The organism is Nesterenkonia natronophila, from assembly GCF_003595215.1.
GTDB lineage: Bacteria > Actinomycetota > Actinomycetes > Actinomycetales > Micrococcaceae > Nesterenkonia > Nesterenkonia natronophila.
On the sequence record NZ_QYZP01000003.1, the window covers coordinates 216,827 to 234,918 of the forward strand.

Here is an 18,092-nt window from a genome sequence, read left to right on the forward strand (position 1 = left end):
CGTTCGCTGATCGACGCTGCCGCTCCCCGCGACACGCCGTGGCCTGCATAGATTTTTCAGCGCATACCTGTGGGGTGACCTGTGGAGAGTCCCTGCGCTGCCGTCACGCATCCCCGTCTTGGTGCCGGACGCACCCCACAAGGAGTTGTGCACAACCAGTGGATAACTACAACGTTGTGAGTACAGCATCTAGTGCCTAATGACTTCCGCGGACACAAGATGTAGTATTGAGGAGTAGCCAGGGCCTTTCGCAGGACCTCGCGGCACAGACTTTTGAGAAGCGGAACAACACCTGAAGGGACCTTCCTCCATGAGCGTCACCATCTACACCAAGCCCGCCTGCGTTCAGTGCAACGCCACCTACCGCGCTCTGGACAAGAACGGTGTCACGTACAAGTCGGTGGACATCTCCCAGGACTCTGAGGCCCTGGAGCGGGTTCGGGCCCTCGGTTACATGCAGGCCCCTGTTGTCATTACAGACTCCGATCACTGGTCAGGGTTCCGCCCGGACAAGATCTCGGAGCTCGCCAGCCAGGCCACCGCCCCCCAGGCAGCGGTCGCCTGATAAACCCTCGATGTGAAGAGGGAAACGGATGCTCACCTCCGCACAGCTGATCTACTTCTCCTCGGTGTCGAACAACACGCACCGTTTCGTGGAGAAGTTGGGCCTTGCTGAGGAAGAGACCGCTCGGCTTCCGCTCCATACGCACAATGAGACGCTGCACGCCACGGAACCATTCGTGCTCATGCTTCCGACCTACGGTGCTGGTGGCGGGAGCGGCTCGGTGCCCAAGCAGGTCATCAAGTTTCTCAACGTAGAGTCCAATCGGGCGCTGCTGAGAGGGGTCATCGGTGCCGGCAACACGAATTTTCACGACAGCTATTGCATAGCTGGCGACATCGTCGCTCAAAAATGCAAGGTTCCGCACCTGTACAGGTTCGAGCTGATGGGCACCCAAGAGGACGTGTCCAAAGTCCACAAGGGATTGGAAGAGTTTTGGAAACAGCAATCAAGCCTCGCAGCCGCGTAGTCGATTCCACTCTGGCCAAGGATGTACCACCGGAGTGGGCAGAGCTGGGATATCAGGACCTCAACGCCATGCTCAACCTCTATGGACCTGACGGTGAGATCCAGTTCGAGGCGGACCAGCTTGCTGCTCGTAAATACTTCCTGGACAACGTCAACGTCAATACGGTGTTCTTCCACGACCTCGACGAGAAACTGAAGTACCTGGTAGAGAACAACTACTACGAGCAGGAGACGCTGGATCTCTATTCCAGCGAGTTCATCCACCAGCTCTGGGACACTGCCTACGCTAGGAAGTTTCGGTTCCCCACCTTCTTGGGTGCTTTCAAGTTCTACACTTCCTATGCGCTGAAGACGTTTGACGGCAAGCGCTACCTGGAGCGTTTTGAGGACCGAGTGTGTATGGTCGCTCTCTACCTCGCCCGTGGCAATGAGGAACACGCCGTGCAGCTGATGGAGGAGATTGTCGCAGGACGGTTCCAGCCTGCGACCCCCACGTTCCTCAATGCGGGTAAGAAGCAGCGCGGGGAACTGGTCAGCTGCTTCCTGTTGCGTATCGAGGACAACATGGAGTCCATCGCTCGCGGCATCAACTCCGCTCTCCAGCTGTCTAAGCGGGGAGGCGGCGTCGCGCTCTCGCTGACCAACATCCGTGAGCATGGGGCGCCCATCAAGCAGATTGAGAACCAGTCCTCAGGTGTCATCCCAGTGATGAAGCTGCTGGAAGACTCCTTCAGCTATGCCAACCAGCTCGGCGCGCGCCAAGGAGCCGGTGCGGTCTACCTCAACGCCCACCACCCGGACATCTTCCGGTTCTTGGACACTAAGCGGGAGAACGCCGATGAGAAGGTCCGCATCAAGACGCTCTCCCTCGGCGTGGTCGTTCCGGACATCACTTTCGAGTTGGCCAAGAGGAACGAGGACATGTACCTCTTCAGTCCTTATGACGTGGAACGCGTCTATGGTGTCCCCTTCTCCGAAATTTCGGTCACTGAGAAGTACTACGAGATGCTCGACGACGCCCGCATCCGGAAGACAAAGATCAACGCCCGCGAGTTCTTCCAGACTTTGGCAGAAATCCAATTCGAGTCCGGTTACCCCTACATCATGTTCGAAGACACGGTGAACCGAGCCAATCCGATCGCTGGACGGATCACCATGTCCAACCTCTGCTCGGAGATTCTCCAAGTCTCCGAACCCAGCAAGTACGCTGCGGACCTTGGCTACGAATCCATTGGCAAGGACATCTCCTGCAATCTGGGTTCGCTGAACATCGCGAGAACCATGGACTCCCCGGACTTCGGCCAGACCATCGAGACAGCGATCAGGTCATTGACTGCGGTCTCTGACATGTCCTACATCGAATCGGTGCCATCAATTGCTGAGGGCAACAAACGCAGCCACGCCATCGGCCTCGGCCAGATGAACCTGCATGGCTACCTGGCCCGCGAACGAGTGCACTACGGCTCTGCCGAAGGCCTGGACTTCACCAATATCTACTTCTACACAGTTCTGTTCCACTGCCTGCGAGCGTCTAACGCCATCGCCAAAGAGACCGGTGAGACCTTCGACGGCTTCGAAGACTCCCAGTACGCCACCGGTGAGTTCTTCGACAAATACACTGACCAGGTGTGGGAACCGAAAACCTCCACTGTCCGAGAGCTCTTCTCACACGTGCACATCCCCACCCAGGAGGACTGGCGCCGACTTAAGGCTGAGGTGCAGACTCACGGGATATACAACCAGAACCTTCAGGCGGTCCCGCCCACTGGCTCAATCAGCTACATCAACAACTCCACCAGCTCCATACACCCGGTGGCCTCTAAGATCGAGATCCGCAAAGAGGGCAAGATCGGCCGCGTCTACTACCCGGCGCCGTACCTGACCAATGACAATCTGGAGTATTACCAGGATGCCTATGAGATCGGTTACGAGAAGATCATTGACACTTACGCTGCAGCCACCCAGCATGTGGACCAAGGGCTGAGCCTGACTCTGTTCTTCAAAGATACCGCCACGACCCGGGACATCAATAAGGCCCAAATCTACGCGTGGAAGAAGGGAATCAAGACCCTCTACTACATTCGACTGCGCCAACTGGCCCTGGAAGGCACGGAAGTCGAAGGCTGCGTCTCCTGCATGCTGTAGGGCACTCAGCGTGGAGCTTCCACACCTCACCGCACATGCACCACTCAACAGAAGGACCGGATGCCGACGTGACAACTTCAGTGACGAACGCGACTCAATCGACGCTGCTCACCCACGTCGAGGCGATCAACTGGAACCGCCTGCCAGATGATAAGGACGGTGAAGTGTGGAACCGTCTGGTCAACAACTTCTGGCTCCCGGAGAAGATCCCGGTATCCAACGACGTACAGTCATGGGCCACGCTCACCGAAGATGAGAAGACACTCACGATGCGTGTCTTCACTGGACTGACCCTGTTGGACACGATCCAAGGCACCGTGGGAGCAGTCGCGCTGATCCCTCACTCCCTGACCCAGCATGAGGAGGCGGTGCTGACCAACATCGCGTTCATGGAGAGCGTGCACGCCAAGTCATATTCGCAGATTTTCTCCACCCTCTGTTCCACCAAAGATATTGATGATGCCTTCCGTTGGTCCAAGGAGAATCCCAACCTGCAGCGCAAGGCACAGATCGTCATGGACTACTACCACGGCAATGACGGCATGAAGAAGCGGATCGCCTCCACCATCCTGGAGTCATTCCTCTTCTACTCCGGCTTCTACCTCCCCATGCACTGGTCCTCCCGAGCGAAGCTGACCAACACCGCAGACATCATCCGCCTGATCATTCGCGATGAGGCCGTCCATGGTTACTACGTCGGGTACAAGTATCAGCGGGCGTTGGAGCTGGAGACGGAGCAGCGACGCCAAGAGCTGAAGGACTACACCTTTGACCTGCTCTTCGAACTCTATGAGAACGAGGTCCAGTACACCCACGACCTCTACGACGGGGTCGGGCTCAGTGAGGACGTCAAGAAGTTCCTGCACTACAACGCCAACAAGGCACTGATGAACCTCGGGTATGAAGCGATGTTCCCCTCAGACGTCACCAACGTCAACCCAGCAATTCTCTCTGCCTTGAGCCCCAACGCCGACGAGAACCACGATTTCTTCTCCGGCTCAGGAAGCTCGTATGTCATCGGCAAGGCCGTAGAGACCGAAGACGAAGACTGGGACTTCTGAGTGCACCGGTGACGCCCTCCACTGAGCGTCCGTTCCGCACCAAGTCTCGCCCAAGCTCCCAGCGCGGCGAAAAACCACGGCAGCAGCTGCACGTTCACCGCCAGACGCAATCTCTCGGGGCCGCCGAAGACCTTCAGCTGGGTCTGAGGCTGCTGAATGGGACACGCGGGCGCCATGACGACCCCTCTATTCGACAGATCGAGGAACCCCTGCTGAGGATTTATCGACCCCAACCGACGGTCGCTTTCGGGCAGCGTGACAGCCGCCTTGAAGGATTCTCCGCCGCGCAGCGGGCCGCACAGCGCCATGGGTTCGAGCCAGTAGTGCGCCGTGCCGGAGGACGGGCCGCAGCCTACAATCAAGGGTCGCTCATCATCGATCACATTGAACCGGCCGCCGACCCCGTCCGAGAGTCACAGGCCCGATTCTCCGCGTTCGCTGAGCTCTACGCCCGTGCGCTTAGGATCGCCGGCATCGACTCTCGCATCGGACCGTTACCCGACGAATACTGTTATGGGGAACACTCGGTGCATGGAGTCTGTGCTGAAACGCCCGATGTGCGGGTCAAAATCATCGGCACAGCCCAGCGGCAGATCGCCACTGGCTGGCTGTTCTCTTCGTCAATCATCGTCGAGAACGGGCCCACTATCAGGCGCGTCCTCACCGAGACCTACAGTGCTATGGGGCTGCAGTGGGACCCGCTGACAGCGGGCGCTGCCAACGACGTCGCCCCGAAGGTCACAGTGGAGCAGGTGGAGTCAGCCATCCTGGAGGTCTATGCCCAGAACTGGGAGCTCACACAGTGGAGCCCTCTGCTCAGCTGAACCGAGCAGCAGAACGCCCCCATCAGAAGGCGTAGGTCACAGCCTCGGTGAAGTTCAGCAGAATCGAGCCGATCACCATGAGGAAAAGCACGACCACGGCAACCCACCACCAGTCTCGGGCCACTCGCCTCACAGCCTCGGAAGCCGGAAGCACACCATGTATGAGGTTGCGGGTAGTGGTCACTACGAACAAGGGGATCACTGCCGCCCAAGCGATCATGCAGTAAGGACACAGCACACCGATGCTGAATACGGCCGAGTACCAGAGCCAGATGCTGAATCCGAAGGCGAATGTCGCTCCGCCCTGCAGCCCCAGGTAGTACCAGGCGGGGAGCGGTCCTTTGGCTGCCCAGAGTGTGACGGCGACGCCGATCAGCAGCGGAAAACCAACGACCCCAAGAAAAATATTCGGGAACCCAAAGGTGGCTGCCTGCCAGGACTGCATCACCTCTCCGCAGGAGACCCACGGATTGACGTCGCAAGAAGTGACATGCCCCGGGTCATTCCACAGCCGAACACGCTCATAGAGAAGTAGGAAACTGGCCAGGGCACCGACAATCCCAGTGACGAAGAGCCACATCCCGAAGCCGTAAGGGCGCGCAAAAACAGGGGGGACACGCCCGGGAGCCGGAGCTGAGGAAGACATGCGAGCGGGGTCCTCAGGCTGCGAATCCTGGGCATCAAGCGTGAGGGACATTCCTCTATGGTACGCGCGGAACTCCCAGCCGTATTGCCGGGCCCGTGGGACTTCGCACAAGGCGATTAATCTCACTTATGCAGTGAATCAGCGGCTGTCTCGCGATCCGAGAGCCGTCCCCAGCCCCCTGTGAGCTTCCCGATACTGTGCGATACTGAAGTTATCGGAGGTTCAGACCACACCTGAACCTTTGAGAAGGCTTTCACACGCGAAGAACGGCAAGGGTCGGCACCCGTCGTGGGCATGAGAGATACGAGTCCGCACGGCAGAACGACGAACAACAAGATGCCGCCGCCATTCAACCTCGCGCGTGACCGGGACGTGGCTTCCGTTGAGCAGAGCGCGCCGTCCTCGCAGTTGGGGGGACAGGCAGCGCCCGGCGTGAGCACCGGACCGGTGACCCGACCACCGACAAGAGTCGTGGGCTCGCCGAGTGTGGCAGCGCAGACCACGGCGGGAGCTGACTCTCTTAATGACCACCACCCCCAACGAACCCGACGAAGTATTCAATCCTTTCTCCGCCCCTGAACCGGGGCACCCTGGAGCAGAGGTCAACGCTGAGAAAGCGGTGGACTCGGCACCGGCTGAAGCAGACCCCATGGATGTCATGTTTCAGGCACCCGATCTCTCCAAAATCCCCGCCAAACCGAAGAAGACCCAGGAGCCTGGGGAATCTGCGCAGCGCGAGGGTGCAAGCCAACGCAGCGACTTCGGTGACCGAAGCCAGGAGTCTCAGCCGGAGGACTCTTCCAAGCGCAGCCGCCGCGAGACAGGCGCGCAGAACGGAACTTCCGGCGACAGCAGCGACTCCGGGGAGCACGGCGATTCGGGGTCCAACCGAAAAAACCGCCGTAAGCGCCGTCGGGGCGGACGCAGCCGCAACCGGTCAGCGGACAACCAAGAGGACACCGCTTCGGAGCATGAGGGTTCCAGCTCTGAGCGCAGCGAAGACTCCGGTGAAGACAAGGCAACTCACACTGGTACTGATGCCGATCCGCAGCAGGCACCCGCTTCCGCCTCAGACGGAGATGATTCCCAGGTCATTCGTAAGAAGCGGCGTCGGCGGCGCGGGACCTCGGATATGGAGATCGAGGAAGACTCTGCGGACGGACACACCGTCACCAGAATTCGATCCGGCAGGGAGACCGCATCTGAAGCCTCTGACCAGGTCACGAGTGTCAAGGGATCCACTCGCCTCGAGGCTAAACGGCAGCGCCGTCGGGCCTCCCGTGACGGAGGTCGGCGCCGGGGAATCGTGACGGAGGCTGAGTTCCTGGCCCGCCGTGAGTCTGTGGACCGCAAAATGATTGTTCGCCAGCGCGGGGAGCGGATCCAGATCGGTGTGCTGGAAGATGGCATCCTCGCTGAGCACTACGTCAGCCACACCACCCAAGACTCCCTGATCGGCAATGTCTACCTGGGCAAGGTCCAGAATGTCCTGCCATCCATGGAAGCCGCGTTCGTCGACATCGGCCGCGGACGCAACGCTGTCCTCTACGCCGGGGAAGTGGACTGGGAGGGCGCCAATATCGGCAACGCTCCCCGCAAGATCGAGAATGCCCTCAAATCGGGTGATTCGGTTCTGGTGCAGGTCACCAAAGATCCAGTTGGTCATAAGGGCGCCCGACTCACCAGCCAAGTATCCCTGCCCGGCCGGTACCTCGTGTTCGTCCCCGGCGGCTCCATGACTGGGATCTCGCGGAAGCTCCCGGACACCGAACGTGCCCGGCTGAAGAAAATCCTTAAGGAGCAGCTTCCCTCAAACGCCGGTGTGATCGTGCGCACCGCTGCGGAAGGCGCATCCGAAGAGGAGCTCACCAATGACATCAATCGCCTCAGGTCGCTGTGGGAGAGCATCCAAAGCCAGGCTGAGGACAAGAAGGTGCTGGCACCAGAGCTTCTCTACGCTGAGCCGGATCTCACGATCAAGGTGGTGCGGGACGTCTTCAATGAGGACTTCTCAGCCATGCAGGTCCAGGGTGACGAGACTTGGGACAACATCGAGGCTTACGTCACGTATGTAGCCCCCCACCTGTTGGATCGGTGCAGCAAATGGGAGCCCCAGGAGCACGAGGCGGATGACATCTTCGCCCACCACCGGATCGATGAGCAGCTGAACAAGGCGTTGGATCGGAACGTGAAGCTGCCCTCCGGAGGGTCACTGGTCTTCGACCGGACTGAGGCAATGACAGTGGTGGACGTCAACACCGGCAAGTTCACCGGCTCTGGCGGCAATCTCGAAGAGACGGTCACCAAGAACAATCTGGAGGCCGCCGAGGAGATGGTTCGCCAGCTCAGGCTGCGGGACATCGGCGGGATCATTGTCATCGACTTCATCGATATGGTGCTCGAATCGAACCGCGACCTCGTTCTGCGCAGGCTCGTGGAATGTCTGGGCCGCGACCGGACCAAACATCAGGTGGCGGAAGTGACCAGCCTCGGATTGGTCCAGATGACACGCAAACGCATGGGCACCGGGCTGCTGGAAGTCTTCTCCAGCGAATGCGAACACTGCGCGGGTCGCGGGATCATCACTCATCCTGAGCCCGTAGAGCACCGCCCCTCCTACACTTCCGGCGGCGATCAGGCCTCTGGCAAGAACACTAAGAAGCGCAAGAAGCGCGGTAAGAAGAACGACGACGCCGGCCACCAGCCTGATCCAAGGGAGATGGAGAAGCTGGAGAAGGCATCGCAGGGTATGGCCAAAGTCGCTGCCGCTACCAGCGGCGCGGCGAAGTCTGAGAATGGGGACCACACCGAGCCTTCAGCCCCGCAGCACCTCGACTCTGAGAAGTCACAGACGACTGAGGATTCGCCGACCTTGAACATCGGCGGTGAACCCGTCGAGCTTCCCCGGGGAAGCGCCTCCTCGGCGGAGCAGCGGCAAGCACCGGCCTCACTGGGCGACCTTGAGTCAGCTTTGGAAACGCGCAGCCGTCGCCGAGTTCGCCGAGCAGCAGGGTCGGCTCAAGGCAGCTCTGGGGAAGTCACGAAGGTGAAGACCGCAGTCCAAGGATCCGAAGCAACCTTCGCCACCTCAGCTGCGGCGGTGCCGAAGACGGAGAAGCCGGCGACTGAACCGGTCATGCTGGGTGTCGGGGTAAGCGCCGAAGAACTTGCTCAGCCCAAGAAGTCTGAGTAGACTGTATCGCTGGCACTATTCTGTGCCCAGATACTTTTTCATGCACGTTCAACGAGAGAAGTGAGTCCCAAGTGGTGTACGCGATTGTCCGCGCAGGCGGCCGCCAGGAGAAGGTTTCCGTCGGAGACCACGTAACCCTCGACCGCGTCGAGGCCGAGGCAGGCAGCACCATCGAGCTGCCAGCGGTGATGCTGGTGGACGGGGATGAGGTCACCACCTCCGCCGACGAGCTGTCCAAGGTCACCGTCACAGCGGAGGTTCAGGAGAACCTCCGCGGCAAGAAGATCGTTATTCACAAGTTCAAGAACAAGACCGGTTACCACAAGCGCCAGGGTCACCGTTCTGAGCTGACGCGCGTGAAGGTGACCTCTATCGCCTGAAACGAGCGGTAGACTGGTCCTGAATTCCCATTCCTGAGAGGTAAAGTCCCATGGCACATAAGAAAGGTGCGAGCTCAACTCGCAACGGTCGCGATTCCAATGCCCAGCGCCTCGGCGTGAAGCGCTTCGGTGGCCAGGCAGTCTCCGCTGGTGAGATCCTCATCCGCCAGCGCGGCACCAAGTTCCACCCCGGTACCAATGTGGGCCGCGGCGGGGACGACACCCTGTTTGCTCTGGCTGATGGTGCTGTTGAATTTGGCAGCAAGCGCGGCCGCAAAGTCGTCAACATCGTTCCAGCGGTCGGCTGAGCCGGCCCCCATATGAGTTTCGGCGACGGGTGCAGCCCAGTCGCCTGGTAAGTTACCGAACAGGTGACTACCTCCTCCAAAAAGGCCCGGCCGAGCATCGCTCGCCGGGTCTTTTTGCATTCTGAGAACACGACATTTGAAAGACTTCTAAAAGGGGATTCAGCTATGGCACATTTCGTCGACCGGGTGGTGCTGCATGCCGGCGGCGGAGATGGCGGCAGCGGCTGCGTCTCCGTGCACCGGGAAAAGTTCAAGCCGCTCGGCGGGCCAGACGGCGGGAACGGTGGTGACGGCGGGCATGTGGAGTTGGTCGTTGATCCCAACACCACGACCTTGCTGGACTATCACCACCGGCCCCATCGGCGCGCTGAGAACGGCGGTGTGGGGCGGGGGAGTCTGCGCCACGGTCATAAGGGCAACACCCTCGAACTGACAGTCCCAGACGGCACCGTGGTCAAGGACCGTGACGGAAATGTCCTGGTCGACTTAGTCGGTGCCGGAGCCCGGGCCCGGATCGCAGACGGTGGCATCGGCGGTCTGGGGAATGCGGCTTTGGCTTCCCGCAAACGCAAAGCTCCTGGCTTCGCTCTGCTCGGAACACCCGGGCAGCAGATCGACGTGGTTCTGGAACTCAAGTCTGTAGCTGATGTGGCTCTGGTTGGCTTCCCCTCAGCAGGTAAGTCCAGCCTCATCGCTGCCTTGTCAGCAGCCCGGCCGAAGATCGCCGAGTACCCCTTCACCACGCTGGTACCGAACCTCGGCGTGGTGGAAGCAGGCGAGACCCGGTTCACGGTGGCCGATGTACCTGGCCTGATCCCGGGTGCCGCCGAGGGCAAGGGGCTAGGTCACGAGTTCCTCCGTCATGTTGAACGGTGCGCCGCACTCGTGCACGTGCTGGACTGCGGAACCCTAGAGACGGACCGGGACCCAATTGCGGACCTCGATGCCATCGAACAGGAGTTGGCTGCCTACGCAGCTGACGGTCTGCCGCTGACGGAAAGGCCGCGATTAGTGGCCCTGAATAAGACAGATCTCCCGGACGGCGAGGAGATGGCCGCCATGGTTCGCAGCACCCTTGAAGGGCGTGGGTTCCGGGTTTTCGACATCTCAGCGGTGTCGCGGAAGGGCCTGCGCGAACTCAGCTTCGCTATGGCAGGGCTGGTTCAGCAGGCTCGGGCTGACCGGGAGGTCGAGGCCGCCCCGGTGCCGGTCACCGTTAGGCCCAAGGCTGTCAATGACAAGGGCTTCACCATCAGCCGTGAGGAGAAGGGCGGCGAACCACTGTGGCGCGTGCGTGGCGCTAAGCCAGAACGCTGGATACTGCAGACCGACTTCAATAATGACGAGGCCGTCGGTTACCTCGCTGACCGGCTGCAGGCTATCGGAATTGAGGACGAGCTCTTTCGCCTAGGAGCCGTGCCCGGTGAATCGGTGGTCATCGGCGCTGAGGACGACGGTGTCGTCTTCGACTGGGAGCCGACGATGGCCGCCGGGGCTGAACACCTCGGCGCCCGCGGCACCGACCTTCGATTCGAAGACCAGCATCGGCCCACGCGTGCGGAGAAGAAGCAGGAGCAGGCGGACCGTCGCGCCAACAAGCGCCAAGTCCGCGAGGAGATGAACGAGGCGTACGCAGCTGATGCCACTCAAGATGTGGGCGCGGGCGCGGAGCATCAGGAGGAACGGTGAGCTTCACCATCACGGAGGCCAAACGACTTGTCATCAAGGTCGGTTCATCCAGCCTCACCACCGTAGACGGCGGCATCAGTGTCCAGGCGCTCAACCGGCTTGTGGATGCGTGCCAGAAGCTGCGCAGCCGCGGCACCGAGATAGTCCTGGTCTCATCTGGGGCGATCGCCGCCGGCCTTGCGCCGTTGCGGTTAGACCGGCGCCCGCAGGACCTCGCCGCCCAGCAAGCTGCGGCGGCCGTCGGGCAGGGGCAGCTCCTGGCCCATTACTCACGCGCCTTCGGCCACCATGGTGCCGAAGTTGGTCAGGTCTTGCTCACCGTGGAGGACCTCATCCGCCGCGCCACCTACGTCAATGCGCTGCGGGCCCTGGAGAAGCTGCTCGCGCTGGGAGTGGTGCCGCTCATTAATGAGAATGACGCTGTCGCCACCGCAGAGATACGGTTCGGCGACAACGATCGGTTGGCGGCACTGACTGCCAACCTCATCCACGCTGACGGGCTCATTCTCCTTTCCGATGTAGATGCGCTCTACGATGGTCCGCCCTCGGCAGGGGGAAGCCCCATTGCCCAGGTCGCACGGACCGAGGACCTCAACGGGGTGACACTTGGTCCACGTGGACGGGCCGGTATTGGGACCGGCGGTATGGTCACAAAAGTGGAGGCCGCTCAGATCGTCACAGCGCACGGCATCCCGGCTCGCTTGACTTCAGCTGCCAACGCCGAGCGGCTTTTCGCCGGAGAGGAGGTTGGCACCCTGTTCTTGCCCCGCGGCAAACGGCGAGGAGCCCGATCGGCCTGGTTAGCTCATCTGGCCCACACCAAAGGTCGCATCACTATCGATCACGGCGCTGTCAGCGCGGTCGCCGAACGTCGTCGCTCACTGCTTGCTGCCGGCATCACGGAGGTCACAGGAAGCTTTGAGGCCGGTGATGTTGTTGAGATCAGTAGCCCGGACGGTGAGGTGCGAGCCCGAGGAGTCTCGTCCTTCTCCGCTGCGGAAGTCCAGATAATGCGGGGAAAGAAAACTGCCGAGTTGGCACAGGAGCTGGGTGAGGACTACCAGCGCCCGGTGATCCATACTGATGACATGGTTCGAGTGGAGGTAGCAGCATGACTGCAGATATCGCACGAGAAGACTCTGAGATCCTCAAGATCAGCCGCCGAGCACGCGAGGCCTCCCGACCTCTGGGCCGGTTGGACCGGCGCCACAAGGACCGTGCGCTGGCAGCAATCGCTGCAGGACTCAGGGACTCAAAAGTCTCCCTAATCAAAGCCAACAAACAGGACATCACCCGTGGCCGCGACAGCGGACTCTCCGCAGCTCTGCAAGACCGCCTGCGGCTGACTGAGGACCGGATCGAGAGTCTCGCTCGCGCGGTCGAAGAAATCATCGGATTGGATGACCCGGTAGGCCGGGTAATCCAGGGACGAACCCTGCCCAACGGACTGAGGCTAAGCCAAGTCGCAGTGCCCCTTGGAGTCATCGGCGTCATCTACGAGGCCCGGCCGAATGTGACGGTCGATATTGCAGCCCTGGCTCTGAAGTCAGGCAACGCCGTCATACTGCGCGGTGGCTCCGCAGCTCTGACCACCAATGAGATGCTCCTGAGCATCATCCGTGAGGCCTTGCGATCGGTTGGAGTGCCAGTGAACGCAGTCCAGACTATTGACCCGTTCGGGCGGGAGGGCGCCACTGAGCTGATGACGACCCGCGGCAGCGTGGACGTGCTCATCCCTCGCGGGGGCCGGGAGCTGATCCAACACGTGGTCAACAACTCCAAAGTCCCTGTCATCGAGACCGGTGAAGGCAATGTTCACGTCTTCGTGGACGCCACGGCGGACCCGCAGATGGCCAAGGATATTGTCGTCAACGCCAAGACTCACCGGCCCAGCGTCTGCAACGCCGCAGAAACACTACTCCTGCACGTTCAGGCGGAGCGGGCTGGCCGGGAGACGCTAGCTGCTTTGGTGCGCGGCGGCGTCGTCCTGCATCTGGACCCCAGGGCCGCAGAGTGGATGCCAGAAGGGTCTGCGGCGACTGAGGTGGTCACCGACGAGCACCACCGCACCGAGTTCCTGGATCTGCAGATGTCGGTGGCCGTAGTCGACACCATTGACGAGGCCATCAGTCACATTCGCAGATACAGCACCGGACACACCGAAGCAATAGTGACCGACTCCGCCTCAGCAGCCGAGCAGTTCATCGCTGAGGTCGACGCCGCCGCGGTGATCGTCAACGCATCCACGCGCTTCACCGACGGCGGTGAATTCGGTCTGGGTGCGGAGGTGGGGATCTCCACCCAAAAGACCCATGCCCGTGGACCCATGGGGATGGGTGAGCTGACTACCACCAAGTGGATCGTGCGAGGAGACGGACAGGTACGTTAAGCCTCCGCGTGCGGGAAATCGGCGGTTTTCCTAGTAGACTCTTGTCAGATCCTGACACTCCGTCCTAAGGGAGAGGTATGAACCTGCCCGTTCTTGCACTGCTTGCCGAAGCGTACAACGGTTATGAATTGCCGATGCCCGCCTACTGGTACGGCATCATTATGTTCGTGATTCTCATGCTGAGTCTCCTGGTCACCCTTGGTTTCTCCGGCAAGGGCAAAGAACTCCCGGCCGACCCCCAGGGCCACCACTGATTTGACACCGCCTGTCAGCACCCCCGCTCGGGCCGGCTCCGATGACCGCAGACGCCGTCTCGGAATTATGGGCGGAACATTCGATCCCATCCATCACGGTCACTTGGTGGCGGCCTCAGAGGTGGCCGCGGAGTACAGCCTGGATGAGGTGATCTTCGTCCCCACCGGCGAGCCATGGCAGAAGGCCGGGAGACGGGTCACCTCAGCTGAGCATCGGTACCTGCTGACGGTGATCGCCACGGCCTCCAACCCACGGTTCACCGTCTCCAGGGTTGACATAGATCGAGGTGGAACCACCTACACCATCGACACCCTGCGCGACTTCCGAGCCATGTACGGCGACGCCGAGCTGTTCTTCATCACCGGCGCTGACGCTATGGCGCAGATCATGTCCTGGAAGAACGTGGAGGAGCTGTGGGAACTTGCGCACTTCGTGTCGGTCACCCGCCCCGGGTACCAGAGCGAGGACTTCGGACGCAGCGAGAACATCTCGTTGATGGAGATTCCGGCCATGGCCATCAGCTCCACCGATCTGCGGGCGCGGGGCCAGGCCGGTGATCCGGTCTGGTACTTGGTCCCCGACGGTGTGGTTCAGTACATCCATAAGCACAGGCTCTACCAGGACGATTCGGGCACACGCCCGGCTGATGCGTCGGCGCTCAGTTCACGAAGGCATACCATGAAGCAATACCACCGGAAGGGTTCCTCATGAGCGCAGACACTACCGAGCAGAACGCAGCAAACGGAGAGCACCTCCGGGAGCGGTACCTGCCGGTTTCGCGCAAAGAGCTACGACGCCGCCGGGAAGCTGAGCTAGCGGCTCAGCGCCAACTCGAGGCAGGCACCGGTGGCACATCGGAGACTTCGGAATCCTCCGACGTCAGCCCTGCCGAGGAGACAGCCACCTCAGCGCTCAGTCCGGAGCAGGAGCCGGAGGTGCAGAATGAGGCAGAGGACGAACTGTCCCGTGCGATCCAAGCCACTTTCGCCTCCGAAAGTGACGAACTTCCGCAGGAGCCGGAGACCGGTGAGGACCCGGATGTCGAAGCGACCTCTTCCGACGACGATGAATCGACCACTGAGGACGAAGTCTCAGCGCCCCCGCAGCCCGAAGTCGGGTCAGCAGAGTCTGCGGTGCTTCCCGAGCCAGAGGAAGCGCCTGCACGTCCTGAGGAGGAGATCGCTGACGCTGAGGTTGAAGCAGAGTTCGTCCTAGATGAGGAAGACACCACGCAGGACATCAGCCGTGTGGCTGCGCCTCCCGAGGTTCAAACCACTGATGAGTCCCAGGAAGCTGCGCAGGTTCCTGACGAGGAGGAGGACCTGCCAAGCAGTGAACCTGTCGGGACCGAGTCAGTCCCCGCCAGCACGGCGGAATCCCGCCGGGTCCGTCGGATGCTGCGGGAAACTCAGTCCATACCGCCTCTGAGCCCTGAGCTTCTGGCCGAACTCGATGCTACCAATGCTGAGATCGCCAAGGCTGAAGATGCTACGGCAGTGGACCCTGAGCTGCTGAAGCGGCAGCAGTCGTTGGCAGCCAAGGCAATGCAGGCCAATCAGGAGCGCATGCGCAAGGAGCACGCCAAGGCGGAGAAGGAACGCCGTCGGCGCAGTCGCGAACGGCCTGAGTCTCAGGTCTTGACCGAGAAGATGGTCCGCGACTCTCTGGAGCAGGATCCCGAGGACATGCGGTACGCCACCGGCCAGATCGAGCCGGTACATGCGCAGGGCGCCCACGGTCTCGATCTCAACAAGATGATTGATGCCACGTCTCGGCAAGCAGATCGACAGAAGGTCCTAATGTGGACGGCGATCGTGCTGGGGCTTCTGCTGTTTGTCGCCATCGCCACCGTTGCCTTTGTTCTCGTCTAAACTGAATGACACCTATGACTGTCCCTGACACCGTACTTGCTGAACTGCGCACCGCTGCCTCCGCGGCCAGTGAAAAACTGGCCACCAATATCAACGGCTACGACGTTGGTGAGCGCTTGGGCATCACTGACGCATTCCTGATCTGCTCCGCGCCCTCCGAACGGCAGATCGGTGCCATTTGCGAGGAGATCGAGAGGCAGCTTAAGACGGTGCACGACTCTGCGCCGCTGCGACGTGAGGGCAAAGACTCCGGTACGTGGGTGTTGCTGGACTACGGGCACATGGTGGTGCATGTGCAGCACGAACAGGAGCGCGCCGTGTATGGTCTGGACCGGCTATACGCGGATGTGCCGAAGCTGGAGCTGCATTTGCCCGAGCCTCCTCCCACGGTGTAACGTGTAGGGGTTGCCAACGTGGAGGACACGGCGGGAATCGCAGTTGAATATGGGGCATTGGCGCAGCTGGTAGCGCGTCTGCATGGCATGCAGAAGGTCATCGGTTCGAGTCCGATATGCTCCACAAATCCCTGATATGGGTCCTGATCTCTGGGCACATCAGGTGCCACAAACAAAGACACGAAAAAGACCCGCCCCAGTGGCGGGTCTTTTTCGTGGGCTCTTGGGGGACCGCTACCGTCCGTTCGAGGGCAGCTCGCTCAGCCTCTGGTGCTGTTTGACTGCTTCGACCGGCGTCCCCCGTGGTTTCGACGTGAGCCTTGCGCGCCGCGCGGGCCCCGGCCGCCGCCACGAGGCGATGACCTGTGCTGCTGCGGAGCGGGCTGTACGGGCGGTTTCACGTAGTCAGCGACGTCGCCGACCAGCTCGGCCACAGCAGGGGAGTCGCTGGTGACAGTGAGCGGCTGAGCCTTGATGGCAGCTTTGCGCAGCAAGGACTGAGTGTCGTGGCGCTGCTCAGGCAGCATCACTGTCACGACATCGCCACTGCTTCCGGCACGCGCAGTCCGGCCGGAGCGGTGAAGATACGCTTTGTGCTCCGCCGGTGGATCCACATGAACAACGAGTTCCACAGAGTCCACGTGGACTCCTCTGGCGGCAACATCAGTGGCTACCAACACCCGCACGTCCCCACCGCCGAAGGCAGCGAGGTTTCGGTCGCGCTGATTCTGTGAGAGGTTTCCGTGAAGGTCGACTGCCGGCGTGCCGTCGGCGGTCAGCTGCTTGGCGAGCTTTTTCGCCTGGTGCTTGGTCCGGGTGAACAGGATCCGCTTGCCGGTTCCCGAGGCCAGCGCCTTCACCAGCGGTTTCTTCTCTTCCGAGGGAACCTCGAACACATGGTGAGTCATTGCAGAGACATGGGAGTTGACTTCATCGACTGAATGAATCAACTCATCATGGAGGAAGCGCTTGACCAGCTTATCCACACCGTTGTCCAGGGTCGCTGAGAAAAACATCCGTTGACCCTGCTGCGGAGTCTTTGCCAGGATCCGCGTCACCCCGGGGAGGAACCCGAGGTCAGCCATGTGGTCGGCTTCGTCGAGAACGGTGACCTGCACTGCATCCAGTGTCAGCTGGCGCTGTTCAAGCAGATCTTCCAGTCGACCGGGGCAAGCGACGAGAACATCGACGCCGCTGCGCAGAGCGTCCACTTGACGTTTCTGGCTGACACCCCCGAACACGGTCGTCGTGCGCAACCCGTAGGCGGCTGCGAGTGGTTCCAGTACAGCGTTGATCTGGGTGGCGAGTTCCCTGGTGGGCGCCAGCACAAGACCGCGCGGACGACGGGGCGCGCGTTGATTATTCTCAGCCAGCTGGGCGACCAGCGGTATGGAGAATGCCAGGGTCTTCCCTGAGCCGGTCTTGCCGCGGCCCAGTACGTCGCGGCCGTTGAGCGTGTCCGGCAGGGTCTGCTGCTGAATCGGAAAAGCCTGGAACTTGCCGTCGGCGGCCAAGGCGCGCACCAGCGGAGCAGGTACGTTGAGGTCGACAAATGTCATAGGGGTATCAGAGATGGCGGATGCCTTTCAGATGGGCCAGGCAAGAAGGCGAAGCACATATCAGCGCAACCCAGAGACTGGCAGTGGCGAACGCACCGGACGGTACACTCAGGTCGCCGCGAGAAGACTACTGCCATGAAGCTCGATATCGGTGATGATCACCGACTCGGCTGAAGAACGTTCCTACGACGCACGGGCCATAACGACCCGACCGCCCAACTGTACCCGAGGAGCGCTGCAGGCTGAAATCCAACTGCGCCGAGCTACCAGCCTCTCCGGCAATACCAGCCTCCTCAAGGGAAACGTCACGGCATTGTCCAGCGAAAATTCTGAGGATAGAGATTCGT

The 18,092-nt window shown here is 61.0% G+C and carries 16 protein-coding genes, 1 tRNA gene and 1 pseudogene; 16 read left to right on the forward strand and 2 right to left on the reverse strand.

Annotated features, from left to right (window positions below):
- Nucleotides 1–310 precede the first annotated feature (310 nt).
- From nrdH to D3250_RS10015, 5 genes are all read left to right on the forward strand, one after another.
- The gene (nrdH, locus tag D3250_RS09995; protein WP_119903245.1) at nucleotides 311–565 is read left to right on the forward strand and encodes a glutaredoxin-like protein NrdH; all 255 of its coding nucleotides are present in this window, start codon (nucleotides 311–313) and stop codon (nucleotides 563–565) included.
- Nucleotides 566–593: 28 nt separating this feature from the next.
- Nucleotides 594–1,031, forward strand: a complete 438-nt coding sequence (nrdI, locus tag D3250_RS10000; RefSeq protein ID WP_119903246.1) for a class Ib ribonucleoside-diphosphate reductase assembly flavoprotein NrdI — start codon at nucleotides 594–596, stop codon at nucleotides 1,029–1,031.
- Nucleotides 914–3,175: a class 1b ribonucleoside-diphosphate reductase subunit alpha gene (gene nrdE / locus D3250_RS10005; RefSeq protein WP_119903247.1), complete on the forward strand. Its 2,262-nt coding sequence runs from the start codon at nucleotides 914–916 to the stop codon at nucleotides 3,173–3,175. Before nrdI ends, nrdE begins: the two co-directional genes overlap by 118 nt.
- A gap of 80 nt (nucleotides 3,176–3,255) precedes the next feature.
- Nucleotides 3,256–4,236 carry a class 1b ribonucleoside-diphosphate reductase subunit beta gene (nrdF, locus tag D3250_RS10010; protein WP_225973309.1) on the forward strand — a complete coding sequence of 327 codons (981 nt, stop codon included), beginning with the start codon at nucleotides 3,256–3,258 and terminating at the stop codon, nucleotides 4,234–4,236.
- A gap of 8 nt (nucleotides 4,237–4,244) precedes the next feature.
- A complete protein-coding gene (locus tag D3250_RS10015) occupies nucleotides 4,245–5,060 on the forward strand; it encodes a lipoate--protein ligase family protein (protein ID WP_318778950.1) in 816 nt (271 codons plus the stop codon).
- Nucleotides 5,061–5,082: 22 nt separating this feature from the next.
- On the opposite strand, the gene D3250_RS10020 is transcribed toward D3250_RS10015, so the two are convergent.
- Nucleotides 5,083–5,757: a vitamin K epoxide reductase family protein gene (locus tag D3250_RS10020; protein ID WP_119903249.1), complete on the reverse strand. Its 675-nt coding sequence runs from the start codon at nucleotides 5,755–5,757 to the stop codon at nucleotides 5,083–5,085.
- Between the two features lie 472 nt (nucleotides 5,758–6,229).
- Between D3250_RS10020 and D3250_RS10025 the strand changes: the two genes are divergently transcribed.
- From D3250_RS10025 to D3250_RS10070, 11 genes are all read left to right on the forward strand, one after another.
- Nucleotides 6,230–8,899 carry an Rne/Rng family ribonuclease gene (locus D3250_RS10025; protein WP_119903250.1) on the forward strand — a complete coding sequence of 890 codons (2,670 nt, stop codon included), beginning with the start codon at nucleotides 6,230–6,232 and terminating at the stop codon, nucleotides 8,897–8,899.
- Nucleotides 8,900–8,970: 71 nt separating this feature from the next.
- On the forward strand, nucleotides 8,971–9,279 hold the full coding sequence (gene rplU / locus D3250_RS10030) for a 50S ribosomal protein L21 (protein ID WP_119903251.1): 309 nt from the start codon (nucleotides 8,971–8,973) through the stop codon (nucleotides 9,277–9,279).
- A 50-nt stretch (nucleotides 9,280–9,329) separates the two neighbouring features.
- Nucleotides 9,330–9,587, forward strand: a complete 258-nt coding sequence (gene rpmA, locus D3250_RS10035; protein WP_119903252.1) for a 50S ribosomal protein L27 — start codon at nucleotides 9,330–9,332, stop codon at nucleotides 9,585–9,587.
- A 165-nt stretch (nucleotides 9,588–9,752) separates the two neighbouring features.
- Nucleotides 9,753–11,276, forward strand: coding sequence for a GTPase ObgE (obgE, locus tag D3250_RS10040; protein ID WP_119903253.1), 1,524 nt, complete (start codon nucleotides 9,753–9,755; stop codon nucleotides 11,274–11,276).
- A complete protein-coding gene (proB, locus tag D3250_RS10045; RefSeq protein ID WP_119903254.1) occupies nucleotides 11,273–12,391 on the forward strand; it encodes a glutamate 5-kinase in 1,119 nt (372 codons plus the stop codon). Before obgE ends, proB begins: the two co-directional genes overlap by 4 nt.
- Entirely contained in the window at nucleotides 12,388–13,665 is a 1,278-nt protein-coding gene (locus D3250_RS10050; protein WP_119903255.1) for a glutamate-5-semialdehyde dehydrogenase, read from the forward strand. Before proB ends, D3250_RS10050 begins: the two co-directional genes overlap by 4 nt.
- Before the next feature lie 77 nt (nucleotides 13,666–13,742).
- The gene (locus D3250_RS11815) at nucleotides 13,743–13,919 is read left to right on the forward strand and encodes a hypothetical protein (RefSeq protein ID WP_158583124.1); all 177 of its coding nucleotides are present in this window, start codon (nucleotides 13,743–13,745) and stop codon (nucleotides 13,917–13,919) included.
- 1 nt (nucleotide 13,920) lies between these two features.
- A complete protein-coding gene (nadD, locus tag D3250_RS10055; protein WP_225973268.1) occupies nucleotides 13,921–14,631 on the forward strand; it encodes a nicotinate-nucleotide adenylyltransferase in 711 nt (236 codons plus the stop codon).
- Nucleotides 14,628–15,791, forward strand: coding sequence for a prolipoprotein diacylglyceryl transferase (locus D3250_RS10060; RefSeq protein ID WP_119903256.1), 1,164 nt, complete (start codon nucleotides 14,628–14,630; stop codon nucleotides 15,789–15,791). Before nadD ends, D3250_RS10060 begins: the two co-directional genes overlap by 4 nt.
- 5 nt (nucleotides 15,792–15,796) lie before the next feature.
- Nucleotides 15,797–16,186 (forward strand): ribosome silencing factor, encoded by a 390-nt coding sequence (gene rsfS, locus D3250_RS10065; RefSeq protein ID WP_318778951.1) that lies wholly within the window; start codon nucleotides 15,797–15,799, stop codon nucleotides 16,184–16,186.
- 51 nt (nucleotides 16,187–16,237) lie between these two features.
- Nucleotides 16,238–16,310: transfer RNA gene (locus D3250_RS10070), tRNA-Ala, on the forward strand.
- 142 nt (nucleotides 16,311–16,452) lie between these two features.
- Here the strand turns inward: D3250_RS10070 and D3250_RS10075 are convergent.
- Nucleotides 16,453–17,745: pseudogene (locus D3250_RS10075) on the reverse strand (DEAD/DEAH box helicase); the annotation flags it as partial.
- Nucleotides 17,746–18,092: the final 347 nt, after the last annotated feature.